Origin of the sequence: Cellulosimicrobium funkei, from assembly GCF_004519295.1 — a bacterium.
In the GTDB taxonomy this organism is placed as follows: Bacteria; Actinomycetota; Actinomycetes; order Actinomycetales; family Cellulomonadaceae; genus Cellulosimicrobium; species Cellulosimicrobium funkei.
The window spans coordinates 147,052-161,031 of record NZ_SOZH01000007.1 but is presented as its reverse complement, the minus strand read 5'-3'; the positions used below and the strand labels follow the sequence as shown (position 1 = coordinate 161,031).

Annotated in this window: 12 protein-coding genes; 6 read left to right on the top strand and 6 right to left on the bottom strand. The window is 76.0% G+C overall.

Features of this window, described 5'->3' with window-relative positions:
- Positions 1-245 precede the first annotated feature (245 nt).
- A complete protein-coding gene (locus tag E1O70_RS12945; RefSeq protein WP_061269173.1) occupies positions 246-1,490 on the top strand; it encodes a winged helix-turn-helix domain-containing protein in 1,245 nt (414 codons plus the stop codon).
- A 291-nt stretch (positions 1,491-1,781) separates the two neighbouring features.
- On the top strand, positions 1,782-4,847 hold the full coding sequence (gene secA, locus E1O70_RS12940) for a preprotein translocase subunit SecA (RefSeq protein WP_061269158.1): 3,066 nt from the start codon (positions 1,782-1,784) through the stop codon (positions 4,845-4,847).
- 147 nt (positions 4,848-4,994) lie between these two features.
- Here the strand turns inward: secA and E1O70_RS12935 are convergent, their stop codons facing one another.
- Positions 4,995-5,585, bottom strand: coding sequence for an Rv3235 family protein (locus E1O70_RS12935; protein ID WP_061269159.1), 591 nt, complete (start codon positions 5,583-5,585; stop codon positions 4,995-4,997).
- Between the two features lie 28 nt (positions 5,586-5,613).
- Positions 5,614-6,807, bottom strand: coding sequence for a LysM peptidoglycan-binding domain-containing protein (locus E1O70_RS12930; protein WP_061269160.1), 1,194 nt, complete (start codon positions 6,805-6,807; stop codon positions 5,614-5,616).
- A 167-nt stretch (positions 6,808-6,974) separates the two neighbouring features.
- Here E1O70_RS12930 and E1O70_RS12925 point away from each other — a divergent pair, with 167 nt between their 5' ends.
- Positions 6,975-7,514 carry a hypothetical protein gene (locus tag E1O70_RS12925; RefSeq protein ID WP_043659709.1) on the top strand — a complete coding sequence of 180 codons (540 nt, stop codon included), beginning with the start codon at positions 6,975-6,977 and terminating at the stop codon, positions 7,512-7,514.
- 92 nt (positions 7,515-7,606) lie between these two features.
- Here E1O70_RS12925 and E1O70_RS12920 read toward each other — a convergent pair whose 3' ends face one another.
- Positions 7,607-7,822 (bottom strand): helix-turn-helix domain-containing protein, encoded by a 216-nt coding sequence (locus E1O70_RS12920; protein WP_061269161.1) that lies wholly within the window; start codon positions 7,820-7,822, stop codon positions 7,607-7,609.
- Positions 7,823-7,947: 125 nt separating this feature from the next.
- Here E1O70_RS12920 and E1O70_RS12915 point away from each other — a divergent pair, with 125 nt between their 5' ends.
- From E1O70_RS12915 to E1O70_RS12905, 3 genes are read left to right on the top strand one after another with little or no spacing between them, the layout of a single operon-like run.
- Positions 7,948-8,649: a CpaB family protein gene (locus tag E1O70_RS12915; protein WP_061269162.1), complete on the top strand. Its 702-nt coding sequence runs from the start codon at positions 7,948-7,950 to the stop codon at positions 8,647-8,649.
- On the top strand, positions 8,646-10,022 hold the full coding sequence (locus E1O70_RS12910) for a CpaE/TadZ family protein (RefSeq protein WP_061269163.1): 1,377 nt from the start codon (positions 8,646-8,648) through the stop codon (positions 10,020-10,022). Before E1O70_RS12915 ends, E1O70_RS12910 begins: the two co-directional genes overlap by 4 nt.
- Before the next feature lie 4 nt (positions 10,023-10,026).
- Positions 10,027-10,557, top strand: a complete 531-nt coding sequence (locus tag E1O70_RS12905; RefSeq protein WP_043655874.1) for a DUF6912 family protein — start codon at positions 10,027-10,029, stop codon at positions 10,555-10,557.
- Positions 10,558-10,616: 59 nt separating this feature from the next.
- Here the strand turns inward: E1O70_RS12905 and hisN are convergent, their stop codons facing one another.
- Genes hisN through aroA form a run of 3 tightly spaced genes read right to left on the bottom strand, consistent with a single transcriptional unit; the run spans position 10,617 to position 13,886 of the window.
- Positions 10,617-11,411, bottom strand: a complete 795-nt coding sequence (hisN, locus tag E1O70_RS12900) for a histidinol-phosphatase (RefSeq protein WP_061269164.1) — start codon at positions 11,409-11,411, stop codon at positions 10,617-10,619.
- Positions 11,412-11,469: 58 nt separating this feature from the next.
- Positions 11,470-12,537: a ribosome small subunit-dependent GTPase A gene (rsgA, locus tag E1O70_RS12895; protein ID WP_061269174.1), complete on the bottom strand. Its 1,068-nt coding sequence runs from the start codon at positions 12,535-12,537 to the stop codon at positions 11,470-11,472.
- Positions 12,537-13,886, bottom strand: a complete 1,350-nt coding sequence (aroA, locus tag E1O70_RS12890) for a 3-phosphoshikimate 1-carboxyvinyltransferase (protein WP_061269165.1) — start codon at positions 13,884-13,886, stop codon at positions 12,537-12,539. The genes rsgA and aroA overlap by 1 nt, the downstream gene beginning before the upstream one ends.
- Positions 13,887-13,980: the final 94 nt, after the last annotated feature.

The following is a 13,980-nucleotide window of genomic DNA, read 5'->3' as shown; positions in this document are numbered from 1 at the left end:
CGTCGTGCTGTCCGGACCCGTCGCCCGCTGACCGACCCCGCCGCCCGCCGTCCGCCGCCGACCAGGCGATCCCGGTCGGCCGAGCAGGTGGTCGTGGCGGGTCCGGCCGCCGGGACGCGTCAGGACCGCCTGCTCGGCGGGGGCGGGTGGGTGGGCGGGCGACGGGTGGGTGGGCGACGGGTCGGCGTGTGGGTGGGGGCGGGGAGGATCGGGGGGTGGTCGCCACGCCGTCGAGGTCCGAGTCGATGTCCCTGTCCCAGGCGCGCCGTGTCGCGCTCGCCGCGCAAGGGCTGCACCGGGAGCGCCCGGACGTCGCCGCGCGTGCCGGGTCCGGCGGCCGCGCCCCGACGATGCGGCAGGTCCAGGGGGTCATCGACCGCCTGGGGCTCCTCCAGATCGACTCGGTCAACGTGCTCGCGCGGGCGCACCTCATGCCGCTGTACGCGCGGCTCGGCCCGTACGACACGGCGCTGCTCGACCGCGCGGCGGGCCGTGCGCCGCGTCGGCTCGTGGAGACGTGGGCGCACGTCGCGTCCTACGTGCCGCCCAGCACGTGGCCGCTGCTCGAGTGGCGCCGCCGCCGGTACCGCACCGAGGCGTGGGGCACCATCAGCGCGGTCGAGATGAGCCACTCCGAGGCGGTCCAGGACGTGCGGCGGCTCGTCACGGAGCGCGGCCCGATCACCGCGAGCGAGGTGCACGAGATCCTCGAGGCCGAGGGGCGCGCGCACCCGCGCGACCGCTCGCAGTGGGGCTGGAACTGGACGGTCGCGAAGCGCGCGCTCGAGTTCCTCTTCTTCACGGGCGAGATCACGTCCGCGCGGCGCAACGGCGCGTTCGAGCGCTGCTACGACCTCACGGAGCGCGTGCTCCCGCCGGAGGTCGTCGCGGCGCCGCCGGTCGCGGACGCCGATGCCGTCCGGGCGCTGCTCGAGATCGGCGCCCGCGCGCACGGCGTCGGGACGCTGCGCTGCTTCCGCGACTACTTCCGGCTCAAGGGGCCCGCGGTGCGGACGGCGCTCGACGAGCTCGTCGAGGCGGGCACCCTGCGCCCGGTGACCGTGCGGGGGTGGGAAGAGCCGACCTACCTGCACGCGGACGCGGCGCTCCCGCGGCGCGCGACGGGGACGACGCTGCTCAACCCGTTCGACCCGCTCGTGTTCGAGCGGACGCGCCTCGAGCGGCTGTTCGACGTGCACTACCGGATCGAGATCTACGTGCCCGCGGCGAAGCGGGTCCACGGCTACTACGTCCTGCCCTTCCTCGAGGGAGAGGCGCTCACCGCGCGCGTCGACCTCAAGGCCGACCGTCGGGCCGGGGTGCTGCGCGTGCAGTCGGCGCACCGCGAGCAGGCGGCCGGGCCGCAGACGGCGGCGCGCCTCGCCGCCGAGCTGCACGTGCTGGGCCGGTGGCTGGGGGTGCCGGAGGTCGACGTCGCCCCGGTGGGGGACCTGGCGCCCGCGCTCGCCGCCGAGGTCGCGGCGCACTGACGTCGTCGCTGCCGTCGTCGCTGGCGGCGCCGCCGCCGCGATCGTCCCGACGGCCGCGTCGGCGGTGGACGAGGCGCCCGGCCCGGGTGGCCCTCGCCGTAGGCTGGCGGACGACGTCGCGGGGGAGAGGTTCGTCGTCGGCGAAACCCGGACGGGACCGGCGCGGCCCCGACTCCCCTACGATGTTGTGTGACGTTGCCGACGTCCGCTGCCGTGCGCGCCCGCGCGGCAGAGCGTCGGCTCTGCTCCCGGACCACCCGGCCCGGGCACCGATCGATACGGGAGTCCTGCGTGCCTTCGATCCTCGACAAGGTCCTTCGCATCGGCGAGGGCCGGATCCTCAAGAAGCTGTCCGGCATCGCCGACCAGGTGAACAAGCTCGAGCCCGGCTTCGAGGATCTCACCGACGAGGAGCTGCGGGAGGAGACCGACCGCTTCAAGGCGCGCCTCGAGGCGGGCGAGACCCTCGACGACCTGCTCCCCGAGGCGTTCGCCGCGGTGCGCGAGGCGTCGCGGCGCACGCTCGGCCAGCGGCACTTCGACGTCCAGCTCATGGGCGGCGCGGCGCTGCACCTCGGCAACATCGCCGAGATGAAGACCGGTGAGGGCAAGACCCTCGTCGCGACGACGGCCGCGTACCTCAACGCGCTCGAGGGCAAGGGCGTCCACGTCGTCACGGTGAACGACTACCTGGCGAAGTACCAGTCCGAGCTCATGGGCCGCGTGTACCGCTTCCTGGGCCTGTCGACCGGCGTCATCCTGTCCGGCCAGACGCCGGCGCAGCGGCGCGAGCAGTACGCCGCCGACATCACGTACGGGACGAACAACGAGTTCGGCTTCGACTACCTGCGCGACAACATGGCGTGGTCCACGGACGACCTCGTGCAGCGCGGCCACAACTTCGCGATCGTCGACGAGGTCGACTCGATCCTCATCGACGAGGCACGCACGCCGCTCATCATCTCGGGCCCGGCCTCGGGCGACACGAACCGCTGGTTCGGCGAGTTCGCCAAGGTCGTGCGCCGTCTCAACCCCGGGACGGACTACGAGGTCGACGAGAAGAAGCGCACCGTCGGCGTGCTCGAGCCCGGCATCGAGAAGGTCGAGGACTACCTCGGCATCGACAACCTGTACGAGTCGCTCAACACACCGCTCATCGGGTTCCTCAACAACGCCATCAAGGCGAAGGAGCTCTTCAAGCGCGACAAGGACTACGTCGTGCTCAACGGCGAGGTCATGATCGTCGACGAGCACACGGGCCGCATCCTGCCCGGCCGCCGGTACAACGAGGGCATGCACCAGGCCATCGAGGCCAAGGAGGGCGTGCAGATCAAGGCGGAGAACCAGACGCTCGCCACGATCACGCTCCAGAACTACTTCCGCCTGTACTCCAAGCTCGCGGGCATGACCGGTACCGCCGACACCGAGGCGGCCGAGTTCCAGGGCACCTACAAGCTCGGCGTCGTGCCGATCCCGACGAACCGCCCGATGCAGCGCGTCGACCAGCCCGACCTCGTCTACAAGAACGAGGAGGGCAAGTTCGACGCCGTCGTCGCGGACATCGTCGAGCGACACGCGCAGGGCCAGCCCGTGCTCGTCGGCACGACGAGCGTCGAGAAGTCGGAGCTCCTGTCGTCCAAGCTGAAGAAGCAGGGCGTGCCGCACGAGGTCCTCAACGCGAAGCAGCACGAGCGCGAGGCGGCGATCGTCGCGCTCGCGGGCCGCAAGGGCGCCGTGACGGTCGCGACGAACATGGCCGGCCGCGGTACGGACATCATGCTCGGCGGCAACGCCGAGTTCATGGCGGTCGCGGACCTCGCGGCGCGCGGCCTGGACGCGGCGGAGAACCCGGAGGAGTACGAGGCCGCCTGGCCCGACGCGCTGGAGAAGGCGAAGGCCGCGGTCGCGGCGGAGCACGACGAGGTCCGCGAGCTCGGCGGTCTGTACGTCCTCGGCACGGAGCGGCACGAGTCGCGCCGCATCGACAACCAGCTCCGTGGTCGTTCCGGCCGTCAGGGCGACCCGGGCGAGTCCCGGTTCTACCTGTCCATGCAGGACGACCTCATGCGCCTGTTCAACTCGACCCTCGCCGAGTCGATGATGAACCGCGCGGGGTTCCCCGACGACGTGCCGCTCGAGTCGAAGATGGTCACGCGCGGCATCGCGAGCGCGCAGGGCCAGGTCGAGTCGCGCAACTTCGAGATCCGCAAGAACGTCCTCAAGTACGACGACGTCCTGTCGCGCCAGCGCACCGTCATCTACGACGAGCGCCGCCGCGTGCTCGAGGGCGAGGACCTGCAGGAGCAGGTGCAGCACTTCCTCACCGACGTCGTCACCGCGTACGTCGAGGGCGCCACGGCCGAGGGCAACCCGGAGAGCTGGGACCTCGAGGGGCTGTGGACCGCGCTCAAGGCGGTGTTCCCCATCTCCATCACGGTGGACGAGGTCGTGGAGCAGGCCGGCGGCGAGACGCGCCTCACGAGCGAGATGCTGCTCGAGGAGATCCTCTCGGACGCCCGCATCGCCTACCAGAACCGCGAGGAGCAGCTCGGCGCGGCGAACATGCGCCAGCTCGAGCGTCGCGTGACGCTCTCGGTCCTCGACCGCAAGTGGCGCGAGCACCTCTACGAGATGGACTACCTCAAGGAGGGCATCGGGCTGCGCGCGATGGCGCAGCGCGACCCGCTGGTCGAGTACCAGCGCGAGGGCTTCCAGCTCTTCCAGGCGATGACCGAGGCCATCAAGGAGGAGACGGTCGGGTACCTCTTCAACCTCGAGGTCAAGGTCGCGGAGCCGGGCGCGGCCACGGGCCAGGCGCCGGCGATCTCCGTCGCGGGTGCGGCGCAGGCCGCGCAGTCGGCCGCGGGCCAGGCGCTCGGCGGCGCGGCGGGTGCCGCGTCGGCCGGTGCGGCGGCCGGTCTCGCGGCGGCGGCGCAGCGCGACGCGGCGCCGACGCAGGACTCGCCCGTCGACGGCGCGCCGGTCGCGGACGAGCCGGTCGAGGACGCCTCCGTGGAGGACGCGCCCGTCGAGGACGCGCCGGTCGCGCCGGAGCCGGTGGCGGCACGTGCCGCGGCCGAGGGCCCGGGCGGCGACCGCCCCGGCACGCTCATCGCGAAGGGCCTCGACGGCCCCGACCGCCAGGTCCCGCTGTCGTACACCGCCCCGAGCGAGGACGGCACGGGCCAGGCCGTGGTGTCGGGCGACGCGGGCCGCCGCTCGCGCCGCGCGCTGCACGGCGAGGCGACGGCGGTCGAGAGCGACGGCCGGACCTTCCCGGGCACGCCCCGCAACGCGCAGTGCCCGTGCGGCTCCGGCAAGAAGTACAAGGTCTGCCACGGCCAGAACGAGGCCTGACCGGATGCCCGTCCGCCGGGCACCCTGACGACGACGGCGAGGCGTCCACCTGCGGGTGGGCGCCTCGCCGTCGTCGTGCCCAGCCAGGAAGGCCGCCGGGGATGTCGGGTCCGGGAAGGGCGTCGTCGTGCCCGGACCGGGAAGGGCTCAGCCGATCTCGAGCGCGACCACGCGCCAGGCTCCGCGGCGCGCCTCCAGCCGCGCCGCGGCGGCGCGGACCCGGTCCCCGTCCTGGACGACGACCGTCCCCTCGGCGACGCCGTCGCCGATGCGCAGGACGCGCGCGCGGCGGACGGCGACCGGACGGGCCGGGGTATCGCCCGGCCCGTCGGCCACGAGTCGAGCGCGCCGGGCGAGCGCCTCGTAGATCTCCGGCGACACCCACCGCGCGAGCTGTCCCACCGTGCGCTCGCCCCGGACGACCTCGACCGCAGCCCGGACCACGGCGCAGCACAGCGCGGTCGGGTCCGGCAGGGGCACAGGCGTCGTCGGGCGCCCGAGGGGACGACCCCGGACGACGTGCTGCGGCACGCGGGCCGCCGTCGGGTCGGTCACGTCGACCGTGGCGACGGTCGGGTCGCCGAGGCAGCGGAGCAGCCGCGCCGGCGGGGCGGACGGGACGCTCGTCGAGCGGAGCGGGCGGACCGTGGGCCCGCTCGTAGGTGGGACCGTCGGTGCGGCCGCGGGCGTCACGGTGGTGACCGGGGCGTGCGCGCCGGCCAGCAGGGGAGCGGTCATGGTGGGGCTCCTTCGAGGTCGGCGGTGGTCAGGCGGACGGTGCGACGAGGACCTGGCCCGGCCGGACGAGGTCGGGGTCCGCGCCCACCACGTGGGCGTTCGTCGCGTACCAGCGCTCCACCGCCTCCGCGACCTGCGCGTCGGTGGACCCTGCGGGCAGGTGCCGGGCGGCGATCGACCACAGCGAGTCACCGCGCACGACGACCACCTCCGGCGCGGTCTCCGGGCCGGGCACATCGCGCGTCACGGCCAGCGCCGCGTCGCGCTGGCGGGCGGCGTCCGACGAGGTCCCCTCCGCGGCGACCGTCGGTCCCGCGGCGCCGGAGGCCTCTGCCCCCTGGCCGACGACGCCCGCCCCGGCGGCGTGCTTCCCTCCGGAGCCCGCGGCGTCTCCCGCCCCAGCACTCTCGGTGCTGGTCGACGGCGGCGCGTCGGTCGCTGCGGAGGTGGCACCGTGCGAGCGGTGGGGGTCCTGCGACGTGCCGGCGTCCCCCGGCACCCCGGAGGGCGGCACCGAAGGCGCCGGCACGGACGATGCCGGCACCGAAGACGGCGGCACCGAAGGCGCCGGCACGGACGATGCCGGCACCGAAGACGGCGGCACCGAGGTGACCGGCGCGGGCTGGCCTGGCGCGGCGTCCGCCGCGGTGCCCGACGGACCGTCGGACGCCGCCGTGGAGCCGTCCGCCGTGGCGGACGAGCCGCCGGGGGTCGCCCGGGACGTCGAAGCTGCCCTCTCCGACGCGCCGTTCCCCGACGCCGTACCCTCGTCCCCGGCGACGGCACCGCTGGGTCGCCACCCGAGATCGACGGCGACGACGCCCGGGTCGTCTGCCGGGGCGGCCGCGTGCGCCGCCCCGCCGGCGACGAGCAGACCCGCGCCGACGGTGGCGCCGACGGCGGCGCGCGCCGCGTGCCGGACGACGGCCGGCGCCGCACGGCGCAGGAGTCGTTCTCCCGTCGTCCAGGACCGCCCGGCGGCACCGGCAGCCACGCAGGCCAGCGCGACGAGCGCGCTGAGCGCGACCCAGAGAGCGGCCAGCGCGCCCACCGACACCGCGGCGAGCTCCACCCAGGACTCGACGCGGTGCGTCGGGAGCGCGGCGACGAGGTGCAGCGCCCGGAGCGACAGGACGGTCGTCGCGCCGCCCAGGGCGAGGACGAGCGCGAGGAGGGCGAGCAGACCCCCGGCTCGTCGGGATGCAGCAGTACCTCGGTCCATCGTTGCCCCCTGCCTGCCGTCGCGCACTCGACGGCTTTTGATGTCGTTTGGTGTCGTTTGATGACGACACATCGATCTAAGCGCGCAGGATCGACGCCTGTCCAGGCCCGTCCCGTGATGTGGACGACGGAGGGTCGGGTGCGGTGGCACCCAGCTACGGTGTGCCGATGCGATGGGACGCCCTGTTCGACGACCTCGCGGCGCAGCTCGCCGCGGCGGAGTCGCAGGACCGCGTCGCCGCGGTCGCCGACCTGACCCGGGCGGAGCACGCGACGGTGCTCCTCACCGAGCGGCTGCGCGCCGCGCCGGGGCCCGTGACGCTCGAGCTCCGCGACGCGTCGGCGGTGACCGGCGAGGTGCGGGAGGTCGCGCAGGAGTGGGCGCTGGTCGTCGACGGCCGCCGGCAGCACCTCGTCCCGCTGGACGCCGTGGTCGCGGTGCGAGGTCTCGGGCGGCACGCCGACCCGCCGCGCTCGTCCCGGTCGGCGACGCTCGGCCTCGGGCACGTGCTGCGCGCGCTCCAGCGGGACCGGAGACCGGTCCAGGTGCGGACGACCGCCGGGTCCTGGTCCGGGTGGGTCGCCCGGGTGGGGAAGGACCATCTCGACCTCGAGCCGTCGCCCGGCAGCGCACACGGCGCGCGGGTGGTCCCCTGGTCGGCCCTCGTGTGCGTCAGCGAGGCGGAGACGGGGTACGTACCGAGGTGAGCGCGCGGCAGGGGGAGCCGAGGGAGCGGAGACGTCGTCGTGCTACGGCGTGGGGACGCGGTACAGGACCGCGGAGGTGCGACGGCGTGCCGTCAGCCGTCGAAGTCGCCCGCCTCGATGCGCTGGCGCGTCTGCGCGTACATGCGCTGGATGTACGCCTCGAGCTCGCTCACCTCGACCCGCCACTGGCCGCGACCGCCCACCTGGATCGCGGGCAGCTCTCCCGACCGGACGAGCGCGTACGCCTGGGCCGCCGAGATGTTGAGCTCGTCCGTGACGTCGGCGAGGGTGAGGAACCGCTGGGGCATGGCGTCAGTCTGGCACGCCCACACCCCACCGCGGTGCTCGTCCACAGGCCCTGCCACGCGCCCCGCCGACCGGGGATCATGAAGCCGCGGCACGGGCGACGTGCCGACCACCGAGGGGGAGATGGATGACGACGACCGTGGAACGACCCGTCCCGGGGGCCGCGACGCCCCCGCCCGCCGCGCGGCTACGGCGGCCGGGCTGGAAGGACCCGCGGCTGCTCGTGGGGGTCGTCGTGGTGGCGCTGTCCGTCGCGCTGGGGTCCTGGGCCGTGAGCAGCGCGAGCCGGACCGTCGCGGTGTACGCGGCCGGCACGCCGCTGACGCCCGGCACCACCGTCGGTGCGGCCGAGCTGCGCACGGTCGAGGTGCGGCTCGGCGCGCAGACCGACCGCTACCTGATTGTCGAGGACGGGCTCCCGGACGAGGCGGTCGTCCTGCGGACGGTGGCCGCGGGCGAGCTCGTCCCCGCGACGGCGCTCGGTGCCGCCACCGACCTCGCGGTGCGGGCGGTCGCGGTGCCCGTGACGTCGGGCCTCTCGGAGCGGATCGTGGCCGGCGCCGACGTCGACCTCTGGCACGTCCCGGAGGCCGCCGCCGCACCGTCCCCGGAGGTCGCGCAGGACGCCCCGGACGGACCGGGTGCCGTGCCGGAGATGCTCGTCGGCGGCGTCACGGTCGCCCAGGTCGACGAGGGTGAGGGCACGCTCGTGGTCGGCGGGCCGACGACGGTGCACCTGCTCGTCGAGGTCGACGACCTCCCCGCCGTGCTCGCCGCCGTCGCGGGGGAGGGGACCCTCGCGCTGGTCCCGGTCGGCGGTGCGGGGTGAGCGGCGCGACCACGGTCACGACGGTCCTGTGCGCGGTCCGCGGGGCGCGCGAGGCGGAGGTCGTCACGACGCTCGACGCGTCCGGGCTGCGGGTGACGCGGCGCTGCGCGGACGTCGTCGAGCTGCTCGCCGCGGCGGCCGCGGGGGCCGGGCGGGTCGCCGTCGTCTCGCACGACCTCCCGGCGCTGGACCGGCAGGCCGTGGCCGACCTGCACGCGCACGACGTCCGGGTCGTCGCGCTCGCCCCCGGGGGCACGTGGGAGGAGGACCGGCTGCGGGCTCACGGGGTGGACACCGTGGTGGACGTGGACCGGTCGCCGGGCACCCTGTGCGACGCCGTCCGGGCGGTCGTGCCGGCGCGCACCGCGCACGCGGGCCCGCCCGGAGCGCCCGCCCGCGTCCCGGCGCCTGTGCCGGCCGACGACGAGGGCGACCGGCACGACGGCCGGACCGTCGCCGTCTGGGGCCCGACCGGGGCGCCGGGCCGCACGACCGTCGCGACGAACCTCGCGGTCGAGCTCGCGGGCCCGGCACTCGCGGGGAGGCCCCGGCGGCGCCGCGCCGCACGCCGCGCGCGCGAGGTCGACGCGGCTGCCACGGCCACCGTCGGGCCTCCGGCCGAGGTGCTGCTCGTCGACGCGGACACGTACGGCGGGACGGTCGCGCAGCGCCTCGGGCTGCTCGACGAGTCCCCGGGGCTCGCCGCCGCGGCCCGCAGCGCCGGTCAGGGCGTGCTCGACGCCGCGGGCCTCCGCGCGCTGGCCCCGGTGCTCGTGCCCCGTGTCCGCGTCCTCACGGGCCTCGCCCGCGCGGCGCGCTGGCCCGAGCTGCCGGGCCCGTCGCTCGACGCGGTGTGGCAGGTGGCACGGTCGGTCGCGGACTGGACCGTCGTCGACTGCGGCTTCGGCATCGAGCAGGACGAGCTGCTCAGCTACGACACCCGCGCCCCGCAGCGCCACGACGCGACGCTCAGCGCGCTGGGCGCCGCGGACGTCGTCGTGGTCGTGGGCGGCGGAGACCCGGTCGGGCTGCAGCGCCTCGTCCGCGCGCTCGACGAGCTGCGAGACTCCGGGGCGGCGGTCGCCGCGGCCCGGGTCGTCGTCGCGAACCGGGTGCGGGCGAGCGTCGTCGGGCCACGGCCCGAGCGCGCGGTGCGCGACGCGATGGCGCGGTACGCCGGCGTCGAGGACCTGCACGTCGTCCCGGAGGACGCCGCCGTCGACACGGCGCTCCGGGAGGGGAGGACGCTCGGCGAGACCGCCCCGGCGAGCCCTGCCCGGCGCGCGCTGGCCCGGCTCGCGGAGGCAGTGCGGGAGGCCGCCCCGTCCGGGCGTGGTGCGGCGCCCGGACCGGTGCTCGAGGCGGCACACTGAACCCATGCGCATCTATCTCCCCGCGACGCTCGACGAGCTCGACGCCGTCACCGTGACCGCCGACGCCGCCCGCTGGACCGTCGCCCCGCGCGGCGCCCACGCCGTGACCGCCGCGCTGACGCGTGCGCTGCCCGACGAGGACGAGGAGGGCCTCGAGTACGCGGCGGCGCTCGAGGCGGCGGACGACTCGCTCGCGCTCGTCGCGTCGCGCCCGGACGCGCCGCGGCAGCGGCTCGTCGTCACGCTCGAGGTGCCCGACGGCGCGGTCCAGGTCGTGGGGGCCGAGGACTCCGACGACGAGGACGCGCCCGCCCCGAGCGCCGTCGAGGTGCTGCGCACGGTGCCCGACGTCGCGATCGTGTGCGTGCACGTCGACGAGCCGGAGGCGGTCGCGGACGTCGAGGCCGTGCTCGCCGCGGCGGACGACGACGGTCCCGATGCGGACGCGGCGCTCGACGCGGCCATCGAGCGCGTGGGCGAGCGCGACCTGCTCTGGTACGACTGGTCCGAGCTCAAGGACGTGCCGCGCGGCTGAGACCGGGGCGAACCCGGGGCAGACCGAACCTGGGACGCCGCCTGGGGTGACGAGGCCCGTCAGCCCAGGCGGCCCAGCACCTCGTCGTGCAGCAGGCCGTTCGTCGCGAGGGCGTTGCCGCCCCACGGGCCGTCGGCGCCGTCCAGCGACGTGAACCGCCCGCCCGCCTCGGTGACGATCGGCACGAGCGCCGCCATGTCGTAGAGCTCGAGCTCGGGCTCGGCGGCCGCGTCGACCGCGCCCTCGGCGACGAGCATGTACGACCAGAAGTCGCCGTAGCCGCGCGTGCGCCACGCGCCGCGCATGAGGTCGAGGAACGGCTCGAGCTTGCCGCGCTCCTCCCAGCCGTCGAGCGACGCGTAGGCGAGCGACGCGTCCGACCACGACGAGACGCCCGAGACGTGCAGGCGCGACGCGGCGGCGAGCGACTTGCCCGTCCACGCGCCGGTGCCCTTCGAGGCCCACCAGCGCCGGCCGAGCGCGGGCGCGGACACCAGCCCGACGACGACCTCGTCGCCGTCGGCGAGCGCGATGAGCGTGGCCCACACGGGGACGCCGCGCACGAAGTTCTTCGTCCCGTCGATCGGGTCGACGATCCAGCGGCGGGCGCCGTGGCCCGTCTCGCCGTACTCCTCGCCCACGATCGCGTCGCGGCCGCGGGCCCGGCCGAGCTGGCCGCGGATGATCTCCTCGGCCGTCCGGTCGGCGTCGCTCACGGGCGTCGAGTCGGGCTTGGACTCGACGTGCAGGTCGAGCGCCTTGAAGCGCGACAGGGTGTGGGCGTCGACCTGGTCGGCGATCACGTGGGCGAGGCGCAGGTCGTCGTCGTAGCCGCGCGTCGAGGGGGGCGTCATGGCTCACACCGTAGCGGTGCGCGCACGGGCCGGGGGAGGCGCCGCGCGGGGTGCGGGCTCAGGCGGCGCCGGTGCGCGAGGCGAGCACACGCCGGAACGACTCGAGCCGCGCCGCGCGGGCGTCGCGGGTGACGTCGTCGGGGGAGTCGGCCACCCAGTCGTCGAGCGCGCAGTCCGGCGCGTCGTCGAGGTGGGTGCACCCGCGCGGGCACGCGGCGGCGACGGCGTCGAGGTCCTCGAACGCGCGCAGCAGGTGGTCGACCTGCACGTGCGCGAGCCCGAACGACCGCACGCCGGGCGTGTCGATGACCCACCCGCCGCCCGGCAGGCGCAGCGCGACCGCCGACGTCGACGTGTGCCGGCCGCGCCCCGTGACGTCGTTGACGTGCCCCGTCGCGCGCCGGGCGTCGGGCACGAGCGCGTTGACGAGCGTCGACTTCCCCACGCCCGAGTGCCCGACGAACACCGACGTGCGCCCGGCCAGCGCCTCGCGGACCGCGTCGAGCGGCTCGATGGCCCAGCCGTCCGGCGCGAGGCCGTCGGGCGCGCGCCGCGTGACGACGACGGAGACGCCGAGCGGCTCGTACAGCGCGCGCAGCGGCGCCGGGTCGGCGAGGTCCGCCTTGGTGAGGCACAGCAGGACGTCCATGCCGGCGTCGTACGCGGCAACGACGCACCGGTCGATCATGCGGGTGCGCGGCTCGGGCTCGGCGAGGGCGGTGACGACGACGAGCTGGTCCGCGTTCGCGACGATGACGCGCTCGTACGGGTCGGTGTCGTCGGCGGTGCGGCGCAGCACCGACGACCGCTCCTGGATGCGGACGATGCGCGCGAGCGAGCCGTCGTCCCCGGTGACGTCGCCGACGAGGTCGACGCGGTCCCCGCACACGATCCGCGTGCGCCCGAGCTCGCGCGCCTTCATGGCGAGGACGGTGCGCTCGTCCTCGGCGCCGACGACCGTCCCGTCGTCGGTCCCGCCCACGAGCAGCGTGTAGCGGCCCCGGTCCACGCCCGTGACGAACCCGGTCACCGCGTCCGCGTGCTCGGGGCGCTGCTTGGTGCGCGGGCGGCTGCCGCGCTTGCCGGGGCGCGAGCGGAAGTCGGACTCGTCCGGGACGCGGGCCATCAGCGGGCCGCCGCCCCCGAGCCGCCGAGCATCCGCTCCCACATGCCCGCGAAGCCGGGGAGCGTCTTGGCCGTCGTCGCGACGTTCTCGACGCCGACGCCCGGCACGCGCAGCCCGATCACGGCGGCCGAGGTCGCCATGCGGTGGTCGTGGTAGGTGCGGAAGACGGCGCCGTGCAGGGGGCGCGGCGTGACGACGAGCCCGTCGCGCGTCTCCTCGGCCTGCCCGCCGAGGCGCGTGATCTCGGCCGCGAGCGCGGCCAGGCGGTCGGTCTCGTGCCCGCGCAGGTGCGCGATGCCGCGCAGGCGGCTGGGCCCGTCGGCGAGGGCCGCGAGCGCGGCGATCGTGGGGGCGAGCTCGCCGGCGGCGTGGAGGTCCACGTCGACGCCGCGCACCTCGCCCGTGCCCGTCACGGTGAGCACGTCGCCGTCGAGGGACGACGTGGCGCCCATGGTCTCGAGCAGCTCGGGGACCATCGCGCCGGGCTGCGTGGTCGCCGTCGGCCAGCCCGTGACGCGCACGGTGCCCCCGGCGACGAGCGCGGCCGCGAGGAACGGCGCGGCGTTCGACAGGTCGGGCTCGACCTGCACGTCGCGCGCCGCGATCGGTCCCGGCTCGACGCGCCAGATCGCCGGGCGCGAGTCGTCGACGACGACCCCGACCTCCCGCAGGACCTCCACCGTCATCTCGATGTGGGGCATGCTCGGCAGCGTGTGCCCGACGTGCCGGACCGTGAGGCCCTGGTCGTAGCGCGCCGCCGCGAGGAGCAGCCCGGAGACGAACTGGCTCGACGCCGACGCGTCGATGTCGACGGACCCGCCCCGGACCCGGCCGCGCCCGCGCACGGTGAACGGGAGGGTCGTGGGCAGGCTGCCGCCGTCGTCGCCCGCGACCGGGACGTCCAGCGCGCTGAGCGCCGCCACGACCGGGCCCATGGGCCGCACCCGCGCGCCCTCGTCGCCGTCGAACCGCACCGCGCCGTCCGCCAGCGCCGCGACCGGCGGGAGGAAGCGCATGACCGTCCCGGCGAGGCCGCAGTCGACGTCGACCGGTCCGCGCAGGGCGCCGGGTGTCACGTGCAGCTCGGTCGGCGACGCGCCCTCCTCGATCCCCACGCCCAGCGCGCGCAGCGCCGCGATCATGAGGTCGGCGTCGCGGCTGCGCAGCGCGCCGCGCAGCGTCCCGGGGCCGTCGGCGAGCGCCGCGAGCACGAGCAGCCGGTTCGTCAGCGACTTCGACCCCGGGACCTCGACCGTCGCGTCGAGCGGCCCGCGCGCCGTGGGCGCGACCCAGGCGTCGGCCGGGGCGGGGGACGGTGCGTCGGTGGGCGCGGGGGGCTGCGTCGTCATGGCGTCCAGGCTAGTGGAGCGTAGCCGCCCGACGGCGGCCGGTCCCGCCCGGCGGACGGGCGCGGCCGGCGGACGGGCGCGGCCGTGCGGTGCG

Coding starts and splice junctions, on each gene's coding strand:
- E1O70_RS12945 (WP_061269173.1), top strand. CDS start 246: ATGTCCCTGTCCCAGGCGCGCCGTGTCGCGCTCGCCGCGCAAGGGCTG.
- E1O70_RS12935 (WP_061269159.1), bottom strand. CDS start 5,585: ATGACCGCTCCCCTGCTGGCCGGCGCGCACGCCCCGGTCACCACCGTG.
- E1O70_RS12930 (WP_061269160.1), bottom strand. CDS start 6,807: ATGGACCGAGGTACTGCTGCATCCCGACGAGCCGGGGGTCTGCTCGCC.
- E1O70_RS12925 (WP_043659709.1), top strand. CDS start 6,975: ATGCGATGGGACGCCCTGTTCGACGACCTCGCGGCGCAGCTCGCCGCG.
- E1O70_RS12920 (WP_061269161.1), bottom strand. CDS start 7,822: ATGCCCCAGCGGTTCCTCACCCTCGCCGACGTCACGGACGAGCTCAAC.
- E1O70_RS12915 (WP_061269162.1), top strand. CDS start 7,948: ATGACGACGACCGTGGAACGACCCGTCCCGGGGGCCGCGACGCCCCCG.
- E1O70_RS12905 (WP_043655874.1), top strand. CDS start 10,027: ATGCGCATCTATCTCCCCGCGACGCTCGACGAGCTCGACGCCGTCACC.
- hisN (WP_061269164.1), bottom strand. CDS start 11,411: ATGACGCCCCCCTCGACGCGCGGCTACGACGACGACCTGCGCCTCGCC.
- rsgA (WP_061269174.1), bottom strand. CDS start 12,537: ATGGCCCGCGTCCCGGACGAGTCCGACTTCCGCTCGCGCCCCGGCAAG.
- aroA (WP_061269165.1), bottom strand. CDS start 13,886: ATGACGACGCAGCCCCCCGCGCCCACCGACGCACCGTCCCCCGCCCCG.